This window comes from Pseudonocardia sp. P1, assembly GCF_000178675.2.
GTDB lineage: Bacteria > Actinomycetota > Actinomycetes > Mycobacteriales > Pseudonocardiaceae > Pseudonocardia.
On the sequence record NZ_ADUJ02000001.1, the window covers coordinates 3,658,406 to 3,685,357 of the forward strand.

Here is a 26,952-nt window from a genome sequence, read left to right on the forward strand (position 1 = left end):
GTAATCAGTCACCTCGCCCAGCTGATGCGGCAGCGCCACGTCCGACCGACGGCACTGATGGCGAGTCGCGTCGGTGATCAGAAACTCCGCCGGCGGGTCGACGTCGTCCGTGACGCCCTCCTGGCCGATCTCCCGCCCGGGTACGACGAGACGGCCGCGGTGGTCCGCGCCGCGTTCGAGGACGACACGTTCACCGGCTGGATGCTGTGGCCGGTCTCGGAGGCGGTCGTCGACCGCGCCCTGGCATCAGGGTCCGCGCGGAGTTTCGACGACGCCCTGGACGTCCTCGCTCTGCTCACCACTCGACTCAGCGGTGAGTTCGCCATCCGGAGGATGCTCGGCGCGGGGTTCGAGCGGACGCTCGCGGTGGCCACGGGATGGACGTGCAGCGTGGACCTGCACGTGCGCCGGCTCGCGAGTGAGGGGACGCGCTCCCACCTCCCGTGGGCCAGAGGCGTTCCGGAGCTGGTCCGACGTCCGGGGGTCACCCGCCCCATCGTCGACGCGCTCTACACCGACCGATCGGACTACGTGCGGCGGTCGGTGGCCAATCACGTCAACGACCTCGCGCGAGACGATCCCGACCTCGCGGCCGACATCGTGGCGGGCTGGCTGGACCACCCCGACGAGAACACGCCTCGTGTCGCCCGCCACGCGATGCGCACGTTGATCAAGAAGGGTCATCCGAGAGCCCTCGAGCTGATGGGGTTCGAGGGTGCCGATTTCTACGTGGACGGACCGTCGGTCGTCGAGCACGAGGTCCCCGTGGGCGCGAAGGTCCGGTTCACCGCGCGGATCACCAACACCGGAAACGTCCCGGCGCGGACCGCGATCGACTACATCATGCACTTCCAGAGAGCACGCGGTGTACTGCGACCCAAGGTGTTCAAGATCGTATCTCGGTCGATCGCACCGGGTGAAACGGTCGTCGTCGACACGTCGTACTCGTTCCGAGCTCGGACGACCCGGACCTTCCACCTCGGCGAGCACGCAATCGAGCTGCAGGTCAACGGGCGGCCCTACGGCCGCGACACCTTTCTACTCGTGGACCCGGAGGAGTCGTCGTGAGTGCGAGGGAGCAGATTCTCGGGATCGTGGGGTCGATACCGGCGGGCGGGTGACGACCTACGGGTCGATCGCCGACCTCGTCGAGGGCGCGACCGCGCGCAGCGTGGGTCACGCACTCAAGACGGATGGTCACGCAGTGCCGTGGTGGCGTGTCGTCACCGCGAGCGGTCGTCCCGCTCCTGGTGCCGAGCGAGCCGCGTACGAGCGTCTCCTCGGGGAGGAGATCCCCTGTCGACACGGCCGACGACGGGACCTACTCGGTCGACGTCGCGGCTGCGATATGGCACATCCCGAGTTCGCCATCCCCTTCTGCGGGACGGAGCGGGGCGGTTCGTGCCGAGGTCGAGTCGGATGCGCAACGAGTACACGTACCCGGCAGACCAGCGAGCGGCACGAGATGATCGAACCGCGGCTGGGCGGGCGTTGCACACGTTGATCGCACACCGTGCCGATTCCGCCTCTGTGGGGTGGTAAATGGGGGCGATGGAGGGGCCGACCTCTGCTGGCCGGCGGCGTCGTCGGCCAACTCCCAGGCGACCGGCCCGACCTGCACCCGCAACATCGTCGGCAGGTTCAACCCGGGCCGAGCAGGCATCAGCAGTGCCTCCACCCGGGGCGTCCGCCCGAACCGGGCCGGCGCCGACAGCGACCACGGGCCCGGAGCCACCGCCCGACGGCGGTAGAACCGGGGACAGGGAGCGGGCCTGCGCTGCGGTCTCGCCCCATTTGATCGCCACTGTGCGCGCGGTCAGGAAGGTGCTCATGTAGATCAGCACCGTGCCCAGCGAGATCCCGAGCTGCTGCTGCGGCAGTTGCCAACTGTGCAGTTCAGCGGTGGTGGAGACGAGGGGAATCGAACCCCTAACCCCCGCCTTGCAAAGGCGGTGCTCTGCCAATTGAGCTACGTCCCCGGGTGGGTGCCGTTCACGGTACCCGGACGGACTCAGCGGGTGGTGGCCTCGTGCCAGAGATCATCGGACCCGACGCCCCGGAGCCGGGACCAGCCGACGTACGCGGCGCCGGCCACCACGGCCAGGGCGAGCAACTTCTTCATCGACGGGCCTCTCACGAGAGCTTCGGAGGAGGGAAGGTGTGGGCCTAGCTGGATTTGAACCAGCGACCTCATCGTTATCAGCGATGCGCTCTAACCAACTGAGCTATAGGCCCTTGCAACGTCGAGAAGACTACCCCACGGGTTCGAGCGGGTTACGCCGGGGGCCCGCCCGAGCCCGTGCGGAGCGGTCTCCGTCAGTCACGCTCCGACAGCGTCACCTCGATGCCACCGACCAGGTCGGCGGCGACGTTGTAGACGAACGCCACGATCGTGATGGCGACGGCGAACAGCAGGCTGTTCACGGCCCCGACGACGGCCGCGAGGCCGAACACCCGGCCGGCGCTGATGAGCGCACCGCCCGTCTCCGGCTGGGCGGTGACCAGGTCGGCGTAGGTGCCGTTCAGCCGGTCCCAGACGCCCATGCCGCCGAGCACCCCGTAGAGCACCCCGGCCGCGACCATCCACACCAGCCACAGCACGACGGCCAGCGCCAGCGCCATCTTGAGCACCGACCAGGGGTCGAGCCGCTTCAGCTGGAGCAGCGCCTGCCGGGGCGGCCGGTTGCGCACCGACGCCCTGGGGACGTCGGAGCCCGGCGCCTGCTGCTCCGGGTCGCGGACCGCGGTGGCGGTACCGCCGCCCTCGGCGGCGGACGGGCCGGGTGCGGCGAGGAACGCGGTCGGGGCCTCGCTCAGCAGCGAGTCGGCCACGGTCCCCCGGTCCGCGTCGCGGGCACCGTCCTGTGCGTCGGGCACCCGCCGCCACGGGGGCGGGGACGTGCCTGCCTGGTCGGCCACCGGCTCCTCCGGCTCGGGCTCGGCGGCCCGGGGGGTGGGGCTCGGCGGGACGTCCGGGGAGGACGCGGTCGTCGACGCGTCGTGGTCCGCATCGGTGGCGACGGTGCGGCCCTCGCCCTCCGACGGGGTGCGGTCGTCGGTGCTCACGAGCTGGAGCTCTCCTCGCTGGTCGTCGCTGCGGTCGTGCGGACGATCCGGGCCGGCGGGTGCCACGGGCGGCCGGTCGCGTGGACCGGCCGCCCGCGACGACCTACGCCTGCTGGCCCGGGTCCTCCTCGGTCTCCTCCGCGTTGCGGGCGACCGCCAGCAGCGTGGAGCTCTCGCCCAGGTTCATCAGGCGCACTCCCTTCGTCTGCCGGCCGGCCTTCCGCACCTCGCGGGCCGAGGTCCGGATGACCCCGCCGGTGGAGGTGATCGCGTACAGCTCGTCGTCGATGCCGACGATGAGCGCACCGACCAGCGTGCCACGCCGACGGTCGTACTGGAGGGTCAACACTCCCTTCCCGCCGCGGCCCTGCACCGGGTAGTCCTCGATCGGGGTGCGCTTCGCGTACCCACCGGTGGTGGCGACGAGCAGGTAGGTGTCGGGCCGGATCACGCCGAGCGCGAGCAGCTTGTCGCCGCTGTTGAACCGCATCCCGAGCACACCGGAGGTGGCCCGGCCCATCGGGCGCAGCGCGTCGTCGGTCGCTGTGAAGCGGATCGACTGGCCCTCGGCCGAGACGAGCAGCAGGTCGTCGTCACCCGAGCAGAGGACGGCGCCGACCAGCTCGTCGTCGTCGCGCAGGTTGATGCCGATCAGGCCACCGGTGCGGTTGGAGTCGAAGTCCGTCAGCCGCGACTTCTTCACCAGGCCGTTCCGCGTCGCGAGGACGAGATACGGCCGCGCCTGGTAGTCCTTGATCTGCATGACCTGGGCGATCTCCTCGTCCGGCTGCAGTGCCAGGAGGTTCGCCAGGTGCTGACCGCGGGCCGTGCGGTTCGCCTCGGGCAGCTCGTAGGCCTTCAGCCGGTAGACCCGCCCGCGGTTGGTGAAGAACAGCATCCAGTCGTGCGTGGAGCACACGAAGAAGTGGTTGACGATGTCGTCCTGCTTCAGCTGCGCGCCCTGCACACCCTTCCCGCCGCGCTTCTGCGCCCGGTACAGGTCGGTCTTCGTGCGCTTCGCGTAGCCGGTGCGGGTGATCGTGACGACGACGTCCTCGACGGCGATGAGGTCCTCGTCGGTGACGTCGCCGTCGTAGCCGACGATCCGCGTGCGCCGGTCGTCGCCGTGCTGCTCGACGATCTCGGCGAGCTCGTCACGGACGATCTCCCGCTGGCGCTCGGGGCGGGTCAGGATGTCCTCGTAGTCGGCGATCTCGCGCTCGATCTCGGCGAGCTCGTCGACGATCTTCTGGCGCTCCAGCGCGGCGAGGCGCCGCAGCTGCATGTCCAGGATCGCCTGGGCCTGGATCTCGTCGACGGTGAGCAGGTCGATCAGGCCGGCCCGGGCGACGTCGACCGTCGCGGAGGCCCGGATCAGGGCGATGACCTCGTCGAGGGCGTCGAGCGCCTTGACCAGTCCACGCAGGATGTGGGCCCGCTCCTCGGCCTTGCGCAGCCGGTAGCGGGTCCGCCGGACGATGACCTCGATCTGGTGCCGCACGTAGTGCCGCACGATCTGGTCGAGGCGCAGCGTGCGGGGCACGCCGTCGACGATCGACAGCATGTTCGCGCCGAAGCTGTGCTGCAGCTGCGTGTGCTTGTACAGGTTGTTCAGCACGACCTTGGCGACCGCGTCCCGCTTCAGCGTGACCACGATCCGCATGCCGATGCGGTCGCTGGACTCGTCGACGATCTCCGAGATGCCGGCGATCTTGCCGTCGCGCACCATCGTCGCGATCGACTCGATGAGGTTGTCCGGGTTGACCATGTAGGGCAGCTCGGTGACCACCAGCGTGGTCCGGCCCTTGGCGTCGTCCTCGACCTCGACGACTGCGCGCATCCGGATCGAGCCGCGGCCGGTCCGGTACGCCGACTCGATGCCGTCGCGCCCGACGATCAGGCCGTGGGTCGGGAAGTCCGGGCCCTTGATGCGCTCCATGAGCGCCTCGAGCAGCTCGTCGTCGGTGGCGTCCGGGTTCTCCAGGCACCACGCGACGCCGGCGCCGACCTCGCGCAGGTTGTGCGGCGGGATGTTGGTCGCCATGCCGACCGCGATGCCGGAGCTGCCGTTGATCAGCAGGTTCGGCACCCGCGACGGCAGGACGACCGGTTCCTGGGTCTTGCCGTCGTAGTTGTCGAGGAAGTCGACGGTCTCTTCCTCGATGTCCTGCAGCATCGCCATTGCCAGCGGCGAGAGCCGGCACTCGGTGTACCGCATGGCGGCGGCCGGGTCGTTGCCGCGCGAGCCGAAGTTGCCCTGCCCGGTGATCAGCGGGTAGCGCATCGACCAGGGCTGGGCCAGCCGCACGAGGGCGTCGTAGATCGCCGAGTCGCCGTGCGGGTGGTAGTTGCCCATGACGTCGCCGACGACGCGGGCGCACTTCACGAAGGAGCGGTCCGGCCGGAAGCCGTTCTCCCCCATCGAGTAGAGGACGCGGCGGTGGACCGGCTTGAGACCGTCCTCCACCAGCGGCAGCGCGCGCCCGACGATCACGCTCATCGCGTAGTCGATGTAGGAGCGCTGCATCTCCTGCTGGATGTCGACCGGTTCGACCCGGCCCCCACCCTCGCCGTCGCCCGCTGCGGGGGCGGCGGGGTCGATCGTGTCCGTCACGGAGTGATCCCCTCGTGGTGTTCAGACGTGCGTATGGGACAGACGTACGGACGGATCAGACGTCCAGGAAGCGCACGTCCTTGGCGTTGCGGGTGATGAACGACCGGCGGGACTCGACGTCCTCGCCCATGAGCACCGAGAACAGCTCGTCCGCGGTGGCGGCGTCGTCCAGGCTCACCTGCAGCAGCAGCCGGTTCGTCGGGTCCATCGTGGTCTCCCACAGCTCCTTGGCGTCCATCTCGCCGAGACCCTTGTAGCGCTGCACGCCCTGGTCCTTGGGGAGCTTCTTGCCCGCCGCGCGGCCGGCCTCGATCAGGCCGTCCCGCTCGCGGTCGGAGTAGGCGTACTCCGGCTCGGCGCCGCGGCCGCCCCACTTGAGCTTGTAGAGCGGCGGCTGGGCCAGGAACACGTGCCCGTTCTCGATCAGCGGGCGCATGAACCGGAAGAGCAGCGTGAGCAGCAGTGTCCGGATGTGCTGGCCGTCGACGTCGGCGTCCGCCATCAGCACCAGCTTGTGGTACCGCAGCTTGGAGAGGTCGAAGTCGTCGTGGATGCCGGTGCCCATCGCGGTGATGATCGACTGGACCTCGGTGTTCTTGAGGACGCGGTCGATCCGGGCCTTCTCGACGTTGATGATCTTGCCGCGGATCGGCAGGATCGCCTGGTGCATCGAGTCGCGGCCGGCCTTCGCCGAGCCGCCCGCCGAGTCGCCCTCCACGATGTAGAGCTCGCAGCTCTCCGGGTCGCGGGACCGGCAGTCGGACAGTTTGCCCGGCAGACCGCCGATGTCGCCTGCGCTCTTGCGACGGACCAGCTCGCGGGCGCGGCGCGCGGCGAGGCGGGCCTGGGCCGAGGAGACCGCCTTGTTGACGATCGTCTTGGCCTCGTTGGGGTTGCGCTCGAACCAGTCCGCGAGCCACTCGTTGGACACCCGCTGCACGAACGACTTGACCTCGGTGTTGCCCAGCTTGGTCTTGGTCTGGCCCTCGAACTGCGGCTCGGAGATCTTGACCGAGACGATCGCGGCGAGCCCCTCGCGGATGTCGTCCCCGGACAACGCCGGGTCCTTCTCCTTGATCAGCTTCTTGTCGCGGGCGTACCGGTTGACGGTCGCGGTCAGCGCGTGGCGGAAGCCCTCCTCGTGGGTGCCGCCCTCGTGCGTGTTGATCGTGTTCGCGAACGTGTAGACGGACTCGGAGTAGCCGGAGTTCCACTGCATCGCGACCTCGACCTGGTGGCCGGGGCCCTCGCCGGTGTAGGCGACGATCTTGCGGTGGATCGGGTCCTTGGACTTGTTCAGGTGCGCGACGAAGTCCTCCAGCCCGTTCGGGTAGTGGAAGACGTACTCCTTGGGCTTCGCGACGTAACCCTCGGCGTCCGGCTCCTCGTCGACGTCGACGACCGGAGCGGCCTCGACCGGGTTGCCGTCCTCGTCGACCGCGTCGGAGGAGGGGACGCCGGTCGCGGGGGTCTCGGGGCGGCGCTCGTCGCGCAGGACCATGGTGAGGCCCTTGTTCAGGAAGGTCTGCTCCTGGAGCCGGCGCCGGATCGTCTCCAGCGTGTAGCTGGTCGTCTCGAAGATCGTCGGGTCGGCCCAGTAGGTGATCGTGGTGCCGGTGTCGGACTTCTTCGTGGTGCCGGCCTCGACGAGCTCGCCGGGCTTGGCGTGGTCGTAGCGCTGCTTCCAGATCTTGCCGTCGACCCGGACCTCGACCTCGAGCGCCGTCGACAGGGCGTTCACGACCGAGACGCCGACACCGTGCAGACCACCGGAGACCGCGTAGGACTTGTCGTCGAACTTGCCGCCGGCGTGCAGGCTGGTGAGGACGACCTCGAGGGTCGGCTTCTTCTCCACCGGGTGCATCTCGACCGGGATGCCGCGGCCGTCGTCCTCGACGCGGACGCCGCCGTCGGGCTGCAGGGTCACGACGACCTTCGTGGCGTGACCGGCCATGGCCTCGTCGACCGAGTTGTCCACCACCTCCCAGATCAGGTGGTGCAGGCCCCGTTCACCGGTGGAGCCGATGTACATGCCGGGCCGCTTGCGGACCGCCTCCAGCCCCTTGAGGACCGTGATGGACGACGCGCCGTAGGCGTTCTTCGCTGCCTTGTCCTGAGCCACGAGTAGCTGGTTCTCCTCGCCACGTGAACCGGCCACGGGCGGGCACGTCGCGACGACGCGGACGACCGTGGATCCGGTTCCACCTACCGGGCGCTCTGGTCATGTCAGGGGAGCCACCCGGGAACACCTTTCCATCCTACCCGCAGGCACCCCCGGAAAGGCGGTCAGGACCCGCCCAGAACCGCCACAGACGGGCGAACGGCTTCCGGTGCGGGATCGGACGTGCCCGGGCGGGGCCGAGCGGTCCGGCGGCCGTGTCATCCCGCGCTCACCGGCGGCGAGAGCCCTGCGGCTCCCGGTCCACGGCTCCTCACCCGTAACGGGCCCTCGCGGCCGGGTACGACGGCGTGACGCGTCCGTACCGCTCCCGGGCGGGCCGTTGACTGCGCCGCGGGCTCAGCCGTAGGTGTCGCGCGGGCCGCGGCCGCGGACGTGCCGCGGACCGTGCCGCCAGCTCGGCCCGCTCGGGCCCACCACCCGGATCCGGCGGACCACGTCCGGCCCGACCGCCGCCGCGAGCCGGGTGAGCAGCTGGCGCTGCAACGTCCGCAGCTGGGTGGCCCAGGCCGTCGACTCGGCCTGCAGGGTCAGCTCGCCGTCGCGCAGCGACACCGGGGTGCAGTGGTCGGCGACGTCCGACCCGACCAGCTGCGACCAGCGCCCGAGCACGGTGGCGTCGGTGAGGCGGGACGACCAGCCGCGGTCCATCGACACCCGGGACACCACGCGGCCGAACGGCTGCGGGTCACGGTCGTCCGGGCCCGATCCCGACCAGCGGCGGCGCCGGCCCTTCCCGGAGACGACCCGCAGCTTGGGGCGCGCCTCGTCGGCCCGCTCCTCCGCCTTCCGCGCGGAGGTCTCACGGGCCGCGCGCAGGGCGTCCCGGGCCAGGTCCGCGCCGCGCAGTCCGGCGCGCTCACCGGCGAGCAGGTCCCCCTGTTCACCCGGGACGCCGCCACCTGTGACCGGGCCGTGACCCGACTCGCCGGACTCTCCATCCCCAGGGCGGGCGCCGTCGGGACGGGCCGCACGGGCCGTTGTCCGGCGGTTCCCCGTCCCCCGGCGCCGTCGCTCCCCCGGCCCGCCGGAGTTATCCACAGAATCCACAGGCTTGTCCCCAGTTCGCCGTGATGTGGTCGAGATCTGCACCGTGCCCTCGCGGACGGCCGGTCATCGAGCCTCCCCGACCGGCTCCGTGCCCTCGCGGACGACACTCCGGTCACCGACGGCGAACCGGACCCCGTCCAACTCGGGGGGCACGTCCTCCCCGACCGCGGCGGTCACCAGCACCTGCTCCGCGTCCGCGACCAACCCGGCCAGCGCCCGCCGGCGAGCGGAGTCGAGCTCGGCGAAGACGTCGTCGAGCACCAGGACCGGCTCCACGTCGTCCGCCTGCAACAGCCGGTACGACGCCAGCCGCAGCGCCAGCGCGAACGCCCACGACTCGCCGTGGCTCGCGTAGCCCTTCGCCGGGCCGTCGCCCAGTGCCAGGTCCAGCTCGTCGCGGTGCGGGCCGACCAGGCACACGCCGCGCTCGATCTCCTGCGTCCGGACCTCGGCGAGCCGCTCCAGCAGCAACGCCTCCAGCTCCTCCGCCGGGGCGGGCAGCTCGGCCACCCCGCCCGGCCCCAGGCTGGACCGGTAGTCCAGGCCGATCGGGTCCGACGAGGGCGCGATCTGTGCGAACGCCTCCCGCGCGTACGGGGCGAGTGCGACGACCAGCTCGCGACGGCCGGCCAGCAACGCCGCCCCGGCCCGGGCCAGGTGCCCGTCCCACACCTCGAGGGTCGTGAGGTCGTCCGGGACGTCCGGGTCCGCCGGGGCGGGCCGCGCGCGCCCGCGCGGACCACGCAGGGCAGGCTTCGCCGACTTCAGCAGGGCGGAGCGCTGGCGGAGGACCTTCTCGTAGTCGGAGCGGACCCCGGCGTAGCGCGGGAAGCGGGCGACGAGGAGCTCGTCGAGGAACCGTCGTCGTTCCGAGGGGTCGCCGCGCACCAGCGCGAGGTCCTCCGGGGCGAACAGCACGCTCCGCAGGATCCCCAGGACGTCCCGGGGCCGGGACACCGGCGAGCGGTTCACCCGGGCCCGGTTCTGCTTCCCCGAGTTGATCTCCAGTTCGACGCCGAGCTTCCGGCCGTGGTGGTGGACCTCGCCGCGCAGCACCGCCTGTTCCGCGCCGCGCCGGATCAGCGGAGTGTCCGACGAGACCCGGTGCGAGCCGAGGCTCGCCAGGTAGCCGATCCCCTCGACGAGGTTGGTCTTGCCGACGCCGTTCGATCCGACCAGCACGGTGACACCGGGGTCGAGCTCCAGCTCGGCCTCCGGCCACGACCGGAAGTCGGTGACCGCGAACCGCCTGAGGTACACCGCGTGGTCAGCCCCCCTGGGTCGAGCCGGACCCGGAACTCGGACCCGCCTTGTCACCGGGGGCGCCGGCCGGGCCGGACTCCTTGACCGCGTGACCGCCGAACTGCTGGCGCAGCGCCGCGACCGCCTTCATCGCCGGCGACTCGTCCTGCCGGGAGGAGAACCGGGCGAACAGCGCCGCCGAGATCACCGGCAGCGGGACGGCGTGCGCGATGGCCTCCTCGATCGTCCACCGGCCCTCGCCGGAGTCGTCCACCCAGCCCTCGAGGTCGGCGAGCTCCGGGTCCTCCTTGAGCGCGTCGACCAGCAGGTCCAGCAGCCACGAGCGGACCACGGTGCCGCGCGACCACGCCTGGACCACGCCGGGCACGTCGGTGATCAGCTCGCTGGCCTGCATGAGCTCGAAGCCCTCGGCGTACGCCTGCATCAGGCCGTACTCGATGCCGTTGTGGACCATCTTCGCGAAGTGGCCCGCCCCGACCGGGCCGGCGTGCGCGAAGCCCTCCTCGCGCAGCCCCTCGGGCCGGAGCGCGTCGAAGATCGGCATCGCGCGCTCGATGTGCGCGGGCTCCCCGCCCGCCATCAGGCCGTAGCCGTTGTCCTTGCCCCAGATCCCGCCGGAGACGCCGCAGTCGACGTAGCCGATGCCGTGCGCCTCGAGGAGCTCGGCGTTCGGCTTGTCGTCGGTGTAGCGGGAGTTGCCGCCGTCGATCACCAGGTCGCCGGAGGCGAGCGTGGTGGCGAGCGTGGCGACGGTGTTCCGGGTCGGCTCGCCGGACGGGACCATCACCCACACGACCCGCGGCGCCTCGAGCGCCGCGGCCAGTTCCTGCAGCGACGCGACGTCGCTCACCTCGGGCCGGGGGTCGAACCCGACCACCTCGTGCCCGGCGGCGCGCAGCCGCTCACGCATGTTGCCGCCCATGCGGCCCAGGCCGATCAGACCGATCTGCACTGCGATGCCCCCTTGTGTCACGCGCCGCCGGCCCGCCGCGTCGCGGGGGTCTGGCGGCCCTCGTCGATCACGCCGGGGGCGAGTCTTCCCCTCCGGCGCCGCGCTCGCCCGGCGGGGTCGCCGATCCGGGGACCCCGCTCACGGCGGCCCTGCCCGGCGGGACCCGGTCAGCCGGGCAGGCGGACCGGCATCAGCAGGTGCAGGTACCCGGACTTCTCGGGCGACGGCGCCTCGCCGTCGTCGGTGGCGGGCTTGGGCACCGGCCGGACGAGTGCCGGACGGTTCGGCGTCGTGAAGGTCAGCTGCGCCCGGTCGGTGTGCAGGGCCCCGAGCGCGTCGAGCAGGTAGCCCGGGTTGAACGCGATGGTCAGCGGGTTCCCGTCCAGCGCACAGGGGAGCTCCTCCTCCGCGGACCCGACGTCGTCGCCGCCCGCGGCCAGGCGCAGGCCGTCCTCGCCGAACTCCATCCGGATCTGGGCGACCCGGTCCGCGACCAGCGACACGCGCTTGATCGCCTCGACGAGCATCGCGACGTCCAGCTCGACCGCGGTGGTGTGCTCGGCCGGGATCAGCTGGCGGAACCGCGGGAACTCGGCGTCGAGCAGGCGGCTGGTCGAGCGGCGGCCACCGCCGGTGAGCCCGAGCATCCCGTCGCCGGCCGACAGCGCGACGTCGACCGTCCCGGAACCGGCGAGCGTCTTGGCGACCTCGGCGAGGGTCTTCGCCGGGATGAGCACCGCGGTCGAGATCGACGCGTCCTCCGGCGACCACTCGAGCTCGCGGACGGCCAGCCGGAACCGGTCGGTCGCGGCGAGCGTCAGCTGCGATCCCTCGATCTCCAGTCGGATGCCGGTCAGCATCGGCAGCGTGTCGTCGCGCCCCGAGGCCACCGCGACCTGTGCGACGGCGGCGGCCAGCGCGTCGGCAGCGACCGAGCCCGCCTTCTGCGGCATGTCGGGCAGCTGCGGATAGTCCTCGACCGGCATGGTCGGCAGGCTGAACCGGCTGTTCCCGCAGTTGATCGTGGCGCGCGCCCCGTCGACCACCAGGTCGACCGGCTTCGACGGCAGCGCCCGGGTGATGTCCGCGAGCAGGCGGCCCGAGACCAGCATCCGGCCCGGCTCACCGACGGTCGCGTCCAGCTCGACCCGGGCCGAGGTCTCGTAGTCGAAGCCGGAGACGGTCAGCTTCTCGCCGGCCGTCTCGTCGGAACCGTCGGACTGGATCAGGACCCCGCCGAGCACGGGCACCGGAGGGCGCGCCGGAAGGCTGCGGGCCACCCAGGCGGCCGCGTCCGCGAGGACGTCGCGTTCGACCCGGAACTTCATCAAGGACCTTCCCCGGTAGCGCCGCGACCACGGCCGGTGGGCCGGGCCGTCGACGGGACGGCGGTGCTGCGGCGGACGGACCCCTCCCCCGTCGCCCTGCCGGACGGTGCCGCCCGGAGCGGGCGGCGGCCGAACGGCCGGTGCGGGATCGGGACCCGGGGTTCGCCGGGACGCTCACGGTAGAGCCTCGCCCCGACAGTTTCCACGCCACCCCGGCACTCGGGGACGGCGGAGCGACGTCCGGTCCGCGACGGGGTGTGCCCGGATCGTGAGCCCCCTTCGTGTCCCTTCCACACAGGTGTTTTGGGGAAGAAGTTCTAGAGAGAGAAAACCCGTAGTAGGGACAGGTCCTGTGCACAGTGTGGATGGGCCGCATCGGTGCTGGTCAGCAGGCCGCGTCGACTGGGGACGTGCCCGTGGGGGCTTCCGTTGACAGCTCGCGCCGGCGGTGGACGGACGGCGTCGACCCCCATCCGTCCCCGATTCATCCCGGGTTCACCACAGGGTTGTCCACCGATCCCGGGCCATCCGTCCACGGGCTCGGCGCGGTCCATCCACAGAGTTGTCCCCAGATGTGGGTGGAAACGTGGTGGATCGTGGACCGTGGGTGATGGCCGTCGCACGCCTCGCAGCACTCCTGCGTTGCGCGATGAACCCACATACGCCTCATCCGTTACCGCGATCTCCACGGAGAGTCACTGCCCCTACGTCGATGACGATCACCTGCCGGAGTGACGGAGCGCCGAACGCCCATTACCGGACGACGAACGGGAACCGTGGGAGCGACACGCGGGTGACGCCACGCCGGACCCGATCGGGATCGACTCGACCGGCCTCGGGGTCGGGTCGGCCGCCGCGACGGCGGTGTGGCGCGGGTACCCGATCATCCCGGACGGCTCCTCGTAACGCCGGAGAACGGATCTCAGGGCTGTTGTCCGTGTGGGTGCGGCGGAATCGGTACCGGTGCGAGCCGTGATCGGCCCGGCAGGGCCGTGATGATCACCCCGGGCCCTGTGGAGACGGGGCCGTGCCTGTGCAGGAACGGCTGCCCGACGCGGCCGTCCCGGCGGCGACGCGCGTCGTGCCGCCAGAGCACGACGCGCGGAACGGTCGGCTCGCCCACCGCGCTCGCCGCCGCGTGCCGGATGCGGCCCGTGCCGCCCCTCCCGTGCCGGCCCCCTGTGCTGGCCCCCTGTGCCGGACCCGCCGTGCCGGACCCGCCGTGCCGGACCCGCCGTGCCGGATCCCCCGTGCCGAACCCGCAGGCGCTGCGGAGGGTTCGTGCCGCAGAGGGCCGCGCTGCACCTGCCCGCGCCGGTTCGGAACCTGGCGCACCTGTTCGCGGCCTGACGCACCCCACGCGTGGGGTGCGCGGGCCAGTACCGGGGTGCGTGGACTGGTACCGGGGTGCGTGACCGGCACCGGGGAGGCCCACGACACGTCGACCGGACCGGGTGTGTCGGCGGAGCGGAGCGCGGCGACGCGGGGGAAAGCCGGGTCGGTGCCGGGTCAGTGCCGGGCGCGCAGCTTGATCCGCGCGGTCAGCTCCTGCACCTGTTCGAAGGTCTTCCGCCGGAGCGAGATCTCGTTGCGGATCTTCTTGTCGGCGTGCATGACGGTCGTGTGGTCCCGGCCGCCGAACGTCTGCCCGATCCGCGGGAGGGAGAGGTCGGTCAGCTCGCGGCAGAGGTACATCGCGATCTGGCGGGCCTGGGCGAGCGCCTTCGTCTTCCCGGGACCGGAGAGGTCGTCGAGCGTGACGCCGAAGAACTCGGCGGTGACAGCCATGATCGTCGGCGCGGTGATCTCGGATGCGGCGGAGTCGGGGATGAGGTCGCGCAGCACGATCTCGGCGAGCTGGGTGTCGACGGCCTGCCGGTTCAGCGACGCGAACGCCGTGACCCGGATCAGCGCACCCTCGAGCTCGCGGATGTTCCGCTCGATCCGCTCCGCGATGAACTCCAGCACCTCACCGGGCACGGCGAGCCGGTCCTGCGCGGCCTTCTTCCGGAGGATCGCGATCCGGGTCTCCAGCTCGGGCGGCTGGATGTCGGTGATCAGGCCCCACTCGAAGCGCGTGCGCATCCGGTCCTCGAGCGTCTCGAGGCGCTTCGGCGGCCGGTCGGAGGAGACGACGATCTGCTTGTTCGCGTTGTGGAGGGTGTTGAAGGTGTGGAAGAACTCCTCCTGCGTCCCCTCCTTGCCCTCCAGGAACTGGATGTCGTCGACCAGCAGGACGTCGACGTCGCGGTACCGGCGCTGGAAGGCGACCTTGCGGTCGTCCCGCAGGGAGTTGATGAAGTCGTTCGTGAACTCCTCGGTACTGACGTACCGGACGCGCATCCCGGGGAACAGCCGCTGGGCGTAGTGCCCGACGGCGTGCAGCAGGTGGGTCTTGCCCAGTCCGGACTCGCCCCAGATGAACAGCGGGTTGTACGCCCGCGCCGGCGCCTCGGACACCGCGACAGCGGCGGCGTGGCTGAACCGGTTCGACGCCCCGATCACGAAGGTGTCGAAGGTGTAGCGCTCGTTGAGCCGGGTCTGCGACCGCGGCGCGACCGGGTCGCCGGCCTGCGGCGCGGTGTAGGCGGGCCAGGAGGTCCCGCCGCCGTCGCGCGAGCCGCTGTCCGCCGACGGCGGCTGCGGTGCCCATCCCCCGGACGACACGGTCGTCTCGGACGGGTAGGCCCGGCTCCGGCCGGTGTCGGCGGCCGGGAGGTCGTCCGCGGCGGTGCCGGGCCCGTCGTCCCCGGTGCCGGTCGCCGGCTCGGTCCCGTCGTCGAGGGCGACGGTCCCGGAGGTGTCGTCGGAGCCCTCGGACAGCGCTGCGGAGGCCGCGGCCTCGGGTGTGCCGGTGTCCCGCGCGCTGTCGCCGGCGGTGACACCGCGCGGCAGGCCGAACCCGGGCGGGTCGGGCACCTCGGTGCCGCCGGAGGCGGCAGAGGCGTCGACGACGACGGCCAGGTTGACGCTCACCCCGAGATGGCGGCCCAACGCGTCGCTGATCGGCCGGCGGAGGATGCGCTCGATGGCGTCCTTGGCGAACTCGCTCGGGGCGGCCAGCAGTGCGGTGCCGTCCAGGAGCCCCAGCGGGCGGGTGAGTCGGAGGAACGCGCGTTGCTGCGGGGAGAGTGCGGGAGTGCCCGAATCGGCCGACGAGCCCGACAGATCGGCGATGACCCGGTTCCAGACCGCGCCGAGATCGCCCGGCTGGTCGGTCATCCGCGGTTCCCCCTCCCGCTCGTCCCCGTCGGTGTGCTGCTCCCCCTGTAGTAGCGGTTCGACCGCCACTCGGAGGCGTCCACTGCTACCCAGGGTTGCTGCATCCCCAGAGTTGTCCACACTTGTGCGTAAAGGTACGCAGGAGGCGTCGCCCGGCTCGCAACGGGGCGGCCGGTCCGGCGTCGTGTGTGGTCTCGGTCGAGCTACGGGCAGTCGTTACCGCCCGCCGGTGGCGGGTGGGGCGGCGACGCTAGCAGCAGCCGCCGGACGGGCGTCCCGCCGGGCGGCCGGGGGCGCCCGGGGGTGGTTTGACCCTCCGGAAACGCGCTGCGTACCCTTGACGACTGGACACTGGTCAGGAAGGGCGTGTCGCGCCCGTCCGCCACGACCATCGCCATCGCGCGATGGCCGGAACGACGACCGGTGCCCCACGAACCCGAGCCAGACCGCAGAGAACATCGGCGTCGCAGGGCGCCTGCGAGCCGCCGACCAGGAGAGCCGACCGTGAGCAAGCGTACTTTCCAGCCGAACAACCGCCGCCGTGCCAAGACGCACGGTTTCCGGCTTCGCATGCGCACCCGCGCCGGCCGGGCGATCCTCGCCGCGCGCCGCCGCAAGGGGCGCAACGCCGTCTCGGCCTGACCGGCCGGCGCCCCCACCGGCCCGCGCCGTGCTGCCGGCACACGCCCGGCTCACCCGCCGGCCCGAGTTCGCCTCGACGATCAAGCGTGGCCGACGTGCCGGCCGGTCGAGGCTGGTGGTGCATCTCGACCTGACCCGCCCCGGCGGCGTGCCCGAGCACGCCTCGCCGAGGGCGGGTTTCGTCGTGAGCAAGGCCGTGGGCAACGCGGTCGTCCGGCACCGGGTGACCCGGCGCCTGCGGCACCTCGTCTCCGACCGCATGGACCAGCTGCCGGCGGGAGCCGCGCTCGTCGTCCGGGCGCTGCCCCCGGCGGGCCGGGCCACGTCCGCCGAACTCGGAGCGGATCTCGACTCGGCCCTGCGGGCGGCACGCCGTCCGCGCAGGCAGCGACCGGCTCCGGAGAGTGCGCGGTGATCCGCCCCGAAGACGCGGCGCGGGACGCCGTCGACGACCACACCGCCGGCGAGTCGCCGACGGGCGACGAGCCCACCCCGGTGCGGCCCCGGTCGCTCGGGGCACGGGCCGCGGTGGGCGCCGTCCGCTGGTACCAGGTCTGGATCTCCCCGAACCTCATGCCCAGCTGCCGGTTCCACCCGAGCTGCAGCGCGTACGCCGTCGAGGCGCTGGGTGTGCACGGCCTGATCCGGGGGCTGGGACTCACCACGTGGCGGCTCCTGCGCTGTGCACCGTGGCACCCTGGCGGCTGGGACCCCGTGCCACCGCGACGACGGCGGCGGGGTCGGCGCCGTCCGCCCGCCGGCGAACAGCCGGAACGGCCGTCCACCGACCCGCCCCGAACCGAAGGCTTCCCGAGCGGCACGGACCGCTGACCAGCGGCCCCGGCCCGAGACCACGAGGAGCAACACACCTGTGCTGGACTTCATCTACTACCCCGTCAGCTTCATCATGTGGGTCTGGCACAAGGTGTTCGGCTTCGTGCTGGGCGAGGACAGCGGCTTCGCGTGGGCGCTGTCGGTGGTCTTCCTGGTCTTCACCCTGCGGCTGATCCTCTACAAGCCGTTCGTCACGCAGGTCCGCTCCATGCGCAAGATGCAGGAGATGGCGCCGGAGATGCAGAAGCTCCGGAAGAAGTACGCCAACGACCGCCAGAAGCTCGCCACGGAGATGCAGAAGCTCCAGCAGCAGAACGGCGCCAACCCGCTGATGGGCTGCCTGCCGATCCTGGTGCAGATCCCGGTCTTCATCGGTCTGTTCCACGTGCTGCGGGAGTTCAAGCCGGGCAAGACCGAGAACTACTTCTTCAACGCCCAGGAGAACGCGTCGTTCGTCGACTCGGACCTGTTCGGGTCGAAGCTGGGTTCGGCGATCTTCCCCCTGCAGAACACCGCGTCGGTCACGGACCTGGGCGGCAACTACGTCGCGCAGTGGGTCGTGATGGTCCCGCTGATGATCGCGGCCGGCATCTTCACCCACATCACCGCGCGCCACTCGGTGGCCCGCCAGCAGGCGCAGATCGCGGCCGGTACCGCTGCGGCGAACCCGCAGGCCGAGATCATGCAGAAGCTGATGCTCTACGTGTTCCCGATCGGTGTCGTCGTCGGTGCGCCGTTCCTGCCGCTGGCCGTCCTCTTCTACTGGGTCTCGAACAACCTGTGGACCCTGTGGCAGCAGCACCACGTCTACAAGCGGATCGACGCCGAGGAGTCGGAGAAGCGCGAGAAGGCCGTCGAGACGGCCAAGAGCCTCGCCCCGCGTCCCGGCCAGAAGCCGGTCCGCAAGGACGGCAAGGGCACCGCGAAGGACGTCCGCGACATCGCCGACGAGCCGCTGTCCGAGGACGAGGAGGCTGCCGCGCCGAAGGGGTCCGACGGCGCCTCCGCCGGGTCCGGCGCCGACGGTGGGACCGCCGACGGCACCGCCGCCAACGGCACGTCCGCCGGCGGTTCGGGCACGAACGGTTCCGGGACGAACGGTTCCGGAGCGAACGGCTCCGCCGGGAACGGTGAGAAGAAGCCCGGGGCGAAGCCGGTGCAGCGCCGTCAGGGCGCCAAGTCCAAGCGCGGCAAGCGCCGCTGACCACAGACCCGCGAGCCGACGACGGCCCCGGCGGTCCCCCGACCGCCGCGCGGGCCCGGGCATCGCGAACCCGCGTTCCGACGAGAGGAGAACCCCTGTGCCCACCACTGCGAAGGACCCTGCCGAGGGAGCCGACGTGCAGGACAAGCCGTCCGGTGACGACATGCTGATCCAGGAGGGCGACGTCGCAGGCGACTACCTGGAGCGCCTGCTCGACATCCTGGACTTCGACGGCGACATCGACCTCGACGTCGAGGGTGGCCGCGCGATCGTGAGCATCGAGGGCGCCGACGACGACACCGACCTGGAGAAGTTGGTCGGTGACAAGGGAGCGGTGCTGGAGAGCCTCCAGGAGCTCGCCCGGCTCGCCGTCCAGCAGCAGCTCGGCAGCCGCAGCCGCCTCATGCTGGACGTCGCCGGCTGGCGCAAGCGTCGGCGTGACGAGCTGACCGACCTCGGGCTGGAGACGGCGCGAGAGGTCAAGTCGTCCGGTGAGTCGGCCCGGCTGCGCCCGATGACGCCGTTCGAGCGCAAGGTCGTCCACGACGCCGTCGCGACCGTGAAGGGCGTCGTCAGCGAGAGCGAGGGCGAGGAGCCGCGCCGGCAGGTCGTCGTCCACCGCAAGTGAACGGACATCGGGAGCCGGTCCCGGAGGTCGCGGGCACGGTGTTCGGCGAGCGGGCCGGTCTGGCCGCCCGCTACGTCGAGCACCTCGCGACCTCCGGGATCGAGCGCGGCCTGATCGGGCCGCGGGAGCTGGACCGTCTGTGGGACCGGCACGTGCTCAACTGTGCGGTGCTCGCCGAGGTGGTACCGCCCGACGCGAAGGTCGTCGACGTGGGCTCCGGAGCGGGCCTTCCCGGGATACCGTTGGCGCTGGCCCGCCCGGATCTCCGGATCGTCATGATCGAGCCGCTGGCCCGGCGGGTGGACTGGCTCGACGAGGTGGTCTCCGATCTCGGTCTCGACGTCGCCGTGGAGCGGGGGCGGGCCGAGGAGCCTGCGGTTCTGCGACGATGGGAGGGCGCCGACGTGGTGACCGCCCGGGCGGTCGGGCCGCTCGCCCGGCTCGCGGGGCTGTGCCTGCCGCTGCTCCGTCCCGGGGGTGCGATGCTGGTGCTGAAGGGTGCCTCCGCCCCGGACGAGATCGCGCGCGACGCGGAAGCGGTCCGGGCACTGGGGGGTGGTGATGCCCGGTTGCACGAGGTCGGCAGCGGTGTCGTCGACCCGCTGACCACGGTGGTCGAGATCCCCCGCATCGGCGCGCCCCGACGCACTCGCAGGAAGGAACGGCGATGATGAGGAGCAGGACATCGTCCTCGGCTGTTCCACGTGAAACAACGGCAGGGGAAACGACGGAGAGAGGGCCGCGCGTGAGTCTCGGTTGGACCCCCATCGCGGACGAGGCCGAACGGGCCGCCCGCGTACTGCATCCCGACGACCACAGCATGCCGCGGCCGGCCGAACGACGGGTCCTGGGCGTCGCCAACCAGAAGGGCGGCGTCGGGAAGACCACGAGCACCGTCAACCTGGCCGCGGCGCTCGCGATGCACGGCGTGCGCGTGCTCGTCGTCGATCTCGACCCGCAGGGCAACGCCAGCACGGCGCTCGGCGTGGAGCACCGGACCGGCACGCCGTCGGTGTACGAGGTCATGCTCGGTGAGATCCCGCTCGAAGAGGCTGCGGCCGTCAGCACGGCGTCGCCGAACCTGCTCTGCATCCCGGCGACGATCGACCTCGCCGGTGCCGAGATCGAGCTCGTCAGCATGGTGGCCCGGGAGTCCCGGCTGTCCCAGGCGCTGAACGAGGAGTCCCTCTCGAAGCTGGACGTCGACTACGTCCTGATCGACTGCCCGCCCTCGCTCGGCCTGCTGACGGTGAACGCGCTCGTCGCGGCGTCCGAGGTCCTGATCCCGATCCAGTGCGAGTACTACGCGCTGGAGGGCCTGGGACAGCTGCTGTCGAACATCGACCTGGTGCGGTCGCACCTGAACACGTCGCTGCACGTGTCGACGATCCTGCTGACCATGTACGACGGCCGCACCAAGCTGGCCGACCAGGTCACCTCCGAGGTGCGCCAGCACTTCGGCCCGACGGTCCTGCGCACCGTCGTCCCGCGCAGCGTGAAGGTCTCGGAGGCGCCGGGCTACAGCCAGACCGTGCTCGCCTACGACCCCGGTTCCCGCGGCGCGATGAGCTACGTCGACGCCGCCCGTGAGATCGCCGAGCACGGCGCCTCGGGCGCGTACCGCACGGGCGGGCGCTGACATGGCCGACCGGACAGAGGGCTGCTCCTGATGGCAGAGCGCAAGGGCGGCCTCGGCCGCGGCCTGGCCGCACTGATCCCGACCGGTCCCGCCGAGGGTGGGGAGCAGCCCGGATCCAACGGCGCCGGTGCCCCGCTGCACCGGCCGGCCCCGGCGGTGCAGCGCGAGGACGCCGAGACCGAGACCCCGGTCGTCGACGGCGGTGCCGAGTACCGGGAGATCCCGCTGAAGCGGATCGTCCCGAACCCCAAGCAGCCGCGCACCCAGTTCGACGACGAGCAGCTCGGCGAGCTCGAGCACTCGATCCGCGAGTTCGGGCTGCTGCAGCCGATCGTGGTCCGACGATCCGGCCGGGACTACGAGCTGATCATGGGCGAACGCCGGTGGCGTGCCGCCCAGCGGGCCGGTCTCGACACGCTGCCCGCGATCGTCCGGCACACCGCCGACGACGTCATGCTCCGCGACGCGCTGCTGGAGAACATCCACCGCGTCCAGCTGAACCCGCTCGAGGAGGCGGCCGCCTACGAGCAGCTGCTCGGCGAGTTCGGGGTGACGCACTCGGAGCTGGCCGACCGCCTCGGGCGCAGCCGCCCGGTCGTCACGAACATGATCCGGCTCCTGAAGCTCCCGGTGACGGTGCAGCGACGGGTCGCGGCCGGAGTCCTGTCCGCCGGACACGCGCGTGCGCTGCTCGGTCTCGAGGACGCCGGCCGGCAGGAGGACCTCGCGACCCGGATCGTCGCCGAAGGGCTGTCGGTCCGGGCGACCGAGGAAGCCGTGGTGCTCGCCCGCCAGGACGGACCGCCGCGGGAGCGTCGTGCCCGGAAGCGGGGCGAGCAGCGCCCGGAGTTCACCGAGCGGGCGGACCGGCTGTCGGACAGGTTCGACACCCGGGTCAAGGTCGAGATGGGTCAGCGGAAGGGCCGCATCGTCGTCGAGTTCGGTTCGGTCGAGGACCTGGATCGGATCACGGGGATGATGGGCATCCGCGAGCAGGACTGACGATCACTCCCCTACGGCCGCCGTCCGGATCCGGACGGCGGCCGTAGGTGTTTCGGAGGCCCGTGGAGGAAGCCGGGCTCCGGCTGCGCCCTCGCCGGCATCGACGGGAGAGTTCGACTGAGGGCGCTCTGAGATGGACGAGGACGGCCTTGCGTCACCGTCCCGGTGTCACGGGCCTGGAGGGCCTCGTTGAAACGGCTGCGGGGATCTGAGGACGCGAAATCGTGGACTGTAACGGTTAAGTTCCTATGCGCAGTCGAGTCGGTCCGGTTTCACGTGAAACGGGCACCGTGGGGGCTCGATGGGGGCGCTCGCTCCAGCTCGAGGCTCCCTCCGCCCGGAGTTCCGTCCGGTAGGGGCCGGAACCAGATGCGGACAGACCGGGCCATCAGACCGCCGGAACGCTGGGCCGCCGGATCCCCGGGCCGCCGGATCCCCGGGCCGCCCGGATCCCGGGCCGCCGGATCCCGGGCCGCCGGAACCCTGGAACCCGGAACGCCGGAACGTCGGGCCAGCGAAACGCGGGGCGTCGGACTGTCGGGCCGTCGGGTTGCCAGGCCGCCGGACGCCGGGCGTGGGACTGCGCCGCCGCCGGGCCGCCGGGCCGCCGGACCGCCGGATCGCCAGGCCGCTGGGCCGCTGGAACGTCGGACTGCTGGTCTGCTGGACTGCCGGACTGCCGGACTGCCGGACTGCCGGGCTGTCGGGCAGCAGGGCCGCTGGACTGCCGGGCAGTCGGGCATCCGGGCCGCCGGACCATACGGCGGCGCGCCCGGTGGAGCTGGAAGGCCCCCGGCGTTCCGGACCGCGACAGGTGCGGGACCGAGAGATCGCGGGGTGCGGGAGAAGGCGGCGCCGGCCACGCGGATCCCGAGCGGTGATCACAGATCAGGAAGAGATCCGGCCGAATATGGCCGTTCGACTGCCCGATTCGTGATCACCGGACTTGTCCAGGCACGGGAGGTCGGACCGGAAGCCGTGCGGGATCCCTGTCGACGTCGAGGCCCGGCTCGCGGACGAGAGGCGGCGCGGGTCTCTGCTCCTGGCCGCTCGGACGGTCGTCGGTCGTCCGCCCAGATGTCCGGGCCGTCCGGTCCGCGGTCCCGCAGGCCACGGTTCCGGCCCGGTGGGTGGTCGGCGCCCGCGCCGGGCGCAGTGGCCGGTCTCGACGGGCTCGCGATCTCGCTGTCGTGGCGTGCTCCGGAGGTGGGCGGACAGGGGCCGGCGGCCAGGGCAGGCTGACGGCGGGACGGATCGAGCCTGACAGGTAGATCCCCGGGCCGGAGGTGGTGTTCTGCGGACGGCCGGGAGTCCGCCTGGTCTACGTCGGCTTCCCGGCGTGGGTCGGCGCGGACGATGTCGCCGTGGAGATCCGGTCGCTCCCGTCGATGACGTGCGGTCGCCGTGGACCGCGTGGACCGCGTGGACCGCGTGGACCGCGTGGACCGCGTGGACCGCGTGGACCGCGTGGACCGCGTGGACCGCGTGGACCGCGTGGACCGCATGGACCGCATGGACGCGACGACGCGTCCGTGACGGACGCGAGTGTCGAGTTGTAGTTCGTCGCCCGGAGGTTGTTCGGCGGGAGGGAGGAATCGAGATCATCCCGCAGAGCCGCTCGCCCGCAAGCGGGATGTTCCACGTGGAACAACGGGCCCCGGTCGCACATGTTCCACGTGAAACCGCGGCACGACCGAGCGTCGCCCCTGTCGACGGACAGCACTGAGCGGCGCTTCGTCACCTCCGGCGAGGCTGAGTGTCCGGCAGACCGGTGAGAGCACGGGGCGGCGGGTCTGTGGGGGCGGCGGTAGCGCGAGGCCCCGGGACTGCGAGGCCCTGAGACTGCTGGCTGCGGGACTGCTGGCTGCGGGACTGCGGGACTGCGGGACTGCGGGACTGCGGGACTGCGGGACTGCGGGACTGCGGGACTGCGGGACTGCGGGACTGCGGGACTGCGGGACTGCGGGACTGCGGGACTGCGGGACTGCGGGACTGCGGGACTGCGGGACTGCGGGCTGCGGAGCTGCGGGACCGCGGAGCTGCTGCGCCTTGGACTGCGAGATCGTGGACCGGCGGGGCGTGTGGCTGTGGGCTGGGGTTCGGCCTGCTGCAGGTCTGCTGCACGACGAGGGTCGACGGTCCGCGCCGAAACGGCGCCGTACGGGTCCGACCGCCGCGCCGACGGAGCACGGGAGTGGGGTCTGTCCCGAGTCGCGCCACGCTGTCGACGCCAGGGGACCGCGAGCTCCTCCACTCCCCGGGACCTGGTATCCACCGACCACGTCCCTGGCGCCACGTGGTCGGACACTCCGAGGGTGGCCGATCGAGGATCCGGCGGCGGTCTATCGGCGCGGGGCGGGCCGCGGCACGTCTCCCCCACCGGTGCCTGCGGGATAGCGCCGGACGCCGTCGGCAGCGAGCCGAGCGCGGCGTCTCGCGCGCACCGGACGGAAGCTGGAGGGTCGGTGCCCGATCGCGCCGTTGAGCCGGCTTCGGAGATGCCCGGTCCGGCCTGATCCGGACGGGCAGGTGGGCCGATGAGGCCGAGGTCGGGATGCGATCGCGGACGAGCCGAGACGGCGGGCGCGCGGCGATCCCGCGCGTCCTCGACCATGGCCGCGGCCACGAGGTTCGCGACGTGCAGCAGATGCAGCAGATGCGCCAATGCGCAGTGCGGCTGCCGGGCGGCGACGCCCACTCCTCGACCGCCCGGGTTTCACGTGGAACCAGGCGACGCTCCGCCCGGTTCCACGTGAAACACGTCAGTCGTCCCGCGTCGCCGCGCGATCGACGAGCGCCTGGTAGACGGTTGCGAGATCCGATCCGTCGGCCGCGACAGCGGTCGGCAGCAGTGACGTGTCGGTCAGTCCCGGCGACACGTTCATCTCGAGGACGTGCACCCGGCCGTCGCCGTCGACGATCGCGTCCATCCGGGACACGTCCCGCATCCCGAGCAGCCGGTGCGCCGTCAGGGCGGTCTCGGCGAGCGTCTGCTGCACGTCCGAGGAGAGCCGGGCCGGGCAGTGGAACGTCGCGGCTCCCGGTGTGTAGCGGGAGGTGTAGTCGTAGAACCCGGACGGCACCTCGACCTCCACGGGGGGCAACGCGCGCGCCTCGTCGCCGTCGTGGACGACCGACACGGCGACCTCGGTCCCGGCGACGAACTGCTCGGCGAGCACCGTGTCGGCGTAGGCGAAGGAGCTGACCATCGCGGACGGGAGGTCGTCCGCGGACCGGACCACCTGCACGCCGAGCGCCGATCCGCCCTGGTCGGGCTTCAGCACCAGCGGCAGCCCCAGCCGGTCCACGATGGCGCCGAGCACCCCTTGAGCGCCCAGCTCCCGGAACGTTGAGTGCGGCAGCGCCACCCAGTCCGGAGTCGTCAGTCCGGCCCGTACGAGCTCGGCCTTGACGCTCGGCTTGTCCCAGGCCCGCCGGCACGCTCCGGAGGGGGTGCCGACGAACGGGATCTGCAGCAGCTCCAGGATCTGCTGGACGGCACCGTTCTCCCCCTCGCCACCGTGCAACGCGACGGCGACGACGTCCGGACGGTCGCTGTGCAACCGCTCCAGCAGGGCGCTGTCGACGTCCCACTCCCGCACGTCGACGCCGTTCGCCCGCAGCGCTCCCGCGAGCCGGCGACCGGATCGCAGGGACACCTCGCGCTCGTGGGACAGACCTCCGGCCAGCACGGCCACCGTTCGATCGCTCACCCGGGCATTCTGCGGCATGCCTGCACACGGGAACGCCCCGGACCTGCCGGTCCGGGGCGTTCCACGTGAAACATGCTCAGTTCGTGTCGGGCGACGGGCTCTGCGGCCCGCGGCTCAGCTCGGTCCGCGCCGACGTCCCGAAGGTCCGGACGACGTCGAGCTCCGCCTCGAGCACCGCCGCGAGCCGGCGGACGCCCTCGGTGATCCGCTCCGGTGTCGGGTAGCAGAAGGAGAGGCGCAGCTGCCGGCTGCCGAAGCCGTCGGCGTAGAAGCCGGTACCGGACGCGTACGCGACCCGTGCGGTCACCGCGCGCGGCAGCATCGCCTTGGTGTCGACGCCCGGCGGGACGGTCAGCCAGACGAAGAAGCCGCCGTCCGGCACCGTCCAGCTGCATCCCTCGGGCAGGTACGTCTCCAGCGCGGCCAGCATCGCGTCCCGGCGCTCGCGGTAGTTCTCCCCGAACGTCTTGATCTGGCTGCGCCAGTCGTGGTGCGACAGGTATCGCGAGACCAGCATCTGCGTGAACGAGGGCGGACACAGGGTGGCCGACTCGGCTGCCAGCACCAGCCGGTCGCGCACCAGCGGGGGCACCAGCGCCCAGCCGACCCGCAGTCCGGAGGCGAACGTCTTGGAGAACGAGCCGAGGTAGATGACGTCGGCGTCGTAGGACCGCAGTGCGGGGTGCACCTCGCCGGTGAACCCCAGCATCCCGTACGGGTTGTCCTCGATGACCATGACGCCGTAGCGGCGGCAGAGATCGAGGATCTGCGGGCGCCGATCGTGCGCCAGCGTCACGCCGGCCGGGTTGTGGAAGTTCGGGATCGTGTACAGGAACTTCGGGGTGGTCCCCTGCCGGGCGAGCGAGTCGAGTGCCTCGTGCAGCAGCTCGGGGACGAGCCCGTGCTCGTCCATCGCGACGTGCACGACCCGCGCCTGGTATGCGGCGAAGCTGCCGAGCGCGCCCACATAGGACGGCCCCTCGGCCAGCACGACGTCACCGGGGTCGACGAAGATCCGCGTCAGGAGGTCGAGCGCCATCTGCGACCCGACGGTCACGACGACGTCGTTCGGGTCGCCCTCGATCCCCTCCTCCCGCATGACCTCGCAGATCTGCTCGCGCAGTTGCGGGACACCCTGGGCGGAGCCGTACTGCAGCGCGGTCAGACCGTCGGTGTCGACCAGCTCGGCGACCTCGGTCGCCAGGGACTGCAGCGGGAGCGCGGCGAGGTTCGGCATCCCGCCGGCCAGCGAGACGACCTCGGGGCGGCTCGCGACGGCGAACAGCGCCCGGATCTCCGAGGCCGTCATCCCCGCGGTACGGGCCGCGAAGCGCTCGGTCGGGGGCAACAGCGCCGGGGACGCCGACGAGTCCTGCGAGGTGGGCACGACCTCGTTGCCCTCCCCTGCCGCTGCGGCCGCCGCCGCTGCCGCGGTGCGGCGGGCGTCGGGCTGCTGCGGGCGGTCGGGCGAGGCCATCGGCGTGCTCCCCTTCGACGAGATGAATGGTGGCCAGAGTGTAACCGCGTCGGGTGACCGGCCTGCCCTTCGTCGTGACGTACGTACCGGTGAGCCGTTCCGGGGTGACGTACGTGCGGGGATCCGCTTACCCTCGCGG

General features: G+C 71.9%; 22 protein-coding genes and 2 tRNA genes. 11 read left to right on the forward strand and 13 right to left on the reverse strand.

The genetic code is table 11. The features are described from left to right. The first annotated feature begins 57 nt into the window (after positions 1–57). Both PP1_RS16740 and PP1_RS31590 read left to right on the forward strand, forming a co-directional pair. Positions 58–1,068, forward strand: a complete 1,011-nt coding sequence (locus tag PP1_RS16740; protein ID WP_202796377.1) for a DNA alkylation repair protein — start codon at positions 58–60, stop codon at positions 1,066–1,068. 49 nt (positions 1,069–1,117) lie between these two features. Then, on the forward strand, positions 1,118–1,504 hold the full coding sequence (locus PP1_RS31590; protein WP_075314879.1) for an MGMT family protein: 387 nt from the start codon (positions 1,118–1,120) through the stop codon (positions 1,502–1,504). Between the two features lie 399 nt (positions 1,505–1,903). On the opposite strand, the gene PP1_RS16745 is transcribed toward PP1_RS31590, so the two are convergent. From PP1_RS16745 to dnaA, 11 genes are all read right to left on the reverse strand, one after another. Beyond that, a tRNA-Ala gene (locus tag PP1_RS16745) sits at positions 1,904–1,979 on the reverse strand. A gap of 32 nt (positions 1,980–2,011) precedes the next feature. Next, positions 2,012–2,122: a DLW-39 family protein gene (locus PP1_RS16750; RefSeq protein ID WP_010230562.1), complete on the reverse strand. Its 111-nt coding sequence runs from the start codon at positions 2,120–2,122 to the stop codon at positions 2,012–2,014. Between the two features lie 39 nt (positions 2,123–2,161). Then, positions 2,162–2,235, reverse strand: a tRNA-Ile gene (locus PP1_RS16755). Between the two features lie 81 nt (positions 2,236–2,316). Continuing rightward, complete coding sequence (locus PP1_RS16760) at positions 2,317–3,066, reverse strand: DUF3566 domain-containing protein (RefSeq protein WP_060574423.1); 750 nt, start codon at positions 3,064–3,066, stop codon at positions 2,317–2,319. 103 nt (positions 3,067–3,169) lie between these two features. Next, entirely contained in the window at positions 3,170–5,680 is a 2,511-nt protein-coding gene (gene gyrA / locus PP1_RS16765) for a DNA gyrase subunit A (RefSeq protein WP_010230557.1), read from the reverse strand. 55 nt (positions 5,681–5,735) lie between these two features. Continuing rightward, positions 5,736–7,838: a DNA topoisomerase (ATP-hydrolyzing) subunit B gene (gene gyrB / locus PP1_RS16770; protein WP_010230553.1), complete on the reverse strand. Its 2,103-nt coding sequence runs from the start codon at positions 7,836–7,838 to the stop codon at positions 5,736–5,738. Positions 7,839–8,198: 360 nt separating this feature from the next. After that, on the reverse strand, positions 8,199–8,909 hold the full coding sequence (locus PP1_RS16775; RefSeq protein ID WP_337819672.1) for a DciA family protein: 711 nt from the start codon (positions 8,907–8,909) through the stop codon (positions 8,199–8,201). A gap of 63 nt (positions 8,910–8,972) precedes the next feature. After that, positions 8,973–10,169, reverse strand: a complete 1,197-nt coding sequence (gene recF / locus PP1_RS16780) for a DNA replication/repair protein RecF (protein WP_010230548.1) — start codon at positions 10,167–10,169, stop codon at positions 8,973–8,975. 7 nt (positions 10,170–10,176) lie between these two features. Beyond that, positions 10,177–11,124: a phosphogluconate dehydrogenase (NAD(+)-dependent, decarboxylating) gene (gene gnd / locus PP1_RS16785; protein ID WP_010230545.1), complete on the reverse strand. Its 948-nt coding sequence runs from the start codon at positions 11,122–11,124 to the stop codon at positions 10,177–10,179. A 167-nt stretch (positions 11,125–11,291) separates the two neighbouring features. Next, positions 11,292–12,452: a DNA polymerase III subunit beta gene (gene dnaN / locus PP1_RS16790; protein ID WP_010230543.1), complete on the reverse strand. Its 1,161-nt coding sequence runs from the start codon at positions 12,450–12,452 to the stop codon at positions 11,292–11,294. A 1,509-nt stretch (positions 12,453–13,961) separates the two neighbouring features. Then, positions 13,962–15,674, reverse strand: a complete 1,713-nt coding sequence (gene dnaA / locus PP1_RS16795; protein WP_029239553.1) for a chromosomal replication initiator protein DnaA — start codon at positions 15,672–15,674, stop codon at positions 13,962–13,964. Between the two features lie 504 nt (positions 15,675–16,178). Here dnaA and rpmH point away from each other — a divergent pair. The 9 genes from rpmH to PP1_RS16840 all read left to right on the forward strand — a co-directional run bounded on the left by rpmH (position 16,179) and on the right by PP1_RS16840 (position 23,159). Beyond that, positions 16,179–16,316, forward strand: coding sequence for a 50S ribosomal protein L34 (rpmH, locus tag PP1_RS16800; RefSeq protein WP_029239552.1), 138 nt, complete (start codon positions 16,179–16,181; stop codon positions 16,314–16,316). 28 nt (positions 16,317–16,344) lie between these two features. Further along, positions 16,345–16,731: a ribonuclease P protein component gene (gene rnpA / locus PP1_RS16805; RefSeq protein ID WP_010230535.1), complete on the forward strand. Its 387-nt coding sequence runs from the start codon at positions 16,345–16,347 to the stop codon at positions 16,729–16,731. After that, positions 16,728–17,147 (forward strand): membrane protein insertion efficiency factor YidD, encoded by a 420-nt coding sequence (yidD, locus tag PP1_RS16810; RefSeq protein ID WP_010230532.1) that lies wholly within the window; start codon positions 16,728–16,730, stop codon positions 17,145–17,147. The genes rnpA and yidD overlap by 4 nt, the downstream gene beginning before the upstream one ends. A 40-nt stretch (positions 17,148–17,187) precedes the next feature. Further along, on the forward strand, positions 17,188–18,354 hold the full coding sequence (yidC, locus tag PP1_RS16815) for a membrane protein insertase YidC (protein ID WP_010230529.1): 1,167 nt from the start codon (positions 17,188–17,190) through the stop codon (positions 18,352–18,354). 163 nt (positions 18,355–18,517) lie between these two features. Then, positions 18,518–18,982, forward strand: a complete 465-nt coding sequence (locus PP1_RS16820) for a Jag family protein (protein ID WP_082399599.1) — start codon at positions 18,518–18,520, stop codon at positions 18,980–18,982. After that, positions 18,979–19,653 carry a 16S rRNA (guanine(527)-N(7))-methyltransferase RsmG gene (gene rsmG / locus PP1_RS16825; protein WP_010230523.1) on the forward strand — a complete coding sequence of 225 codons (675 nt, stop codon included), beginning with the start codon at positions 18,979–18,981 and terminating at the stop codon, positions 19,651–19,653. The genes PP1_RS16820 and rsmG overlap by 4 nt, the downstream gene beginning before the upstream one ends. A 74-nt stretch (positions 19,654–19,727) precedes the next feature. Further along, on the forward strand, positions 19,728–20,621 hold the full coding sequence (locus PP1_RS16830; RefSeq protein WP_010230521.1) for a ParA family protein: 894 nt from the start codon (positions 19,728–19,730) through the stop codon (positions 20,619–20,621). 30 nt (positions 20,622–20,651) lie between these two features. Then, on the forward strand, positions 20,652–21,623 hold the full coding sequence (locus PP1_RS16835; protein WP_010230518.1) for a ParB/RepB/Spo0J family partition protein: 972 nt from the start codon (positions 20,652–20,654) through the stop codon (positions 21,621–21,623). Between the two features lie 1,404 nt (positions 21,624–23,027). Beyond that, complete coding sequence (locus tag PP1_RS16840; protein ID WP_010241682.1) at positions 23,028–23,159, forward strand: hypothetical protein; 132 nt, start codon at positions 23,028–23,030, stop codon at positions 23,157–23,159. A 1,226-nt stretch (positions 23,160–24,385) separates the two neighbouring features. Here the strand turns inward: PP1_RS16840 and PP1_RS16845 are convergent. Together PP1_RS16845 and PP1_RS16850 are read right to left on the reverse strand one after the other, a co-directional pair. Then, entirely contained in the window at positions 24,386–25,336 is a 951-nt protein-coding gene (locus tag PP1_RS16845) for a D-alanine--D-alanine ligase family protein (RefSeq protein ID WP_029239724.1), read from the reverse strand. A gap of 76 nt (positions 25,337–25,412) precedes the next feature. Next, positions 25,413–26,813 carry an aminotransferase-like domain-containing protein gene (locus PP1_RS16850; RefSeq protein WP_010234548.1) on the reverse strand — a complete coding sequence of 467 codons (1,401 nt, stop codon included), beginning with the start codon at positions 26,811–26,813 and terminating at the stop codon, positions 25,413–25,415. Positions 26,814–26,952: the final 139 nt, after the last annotated feature.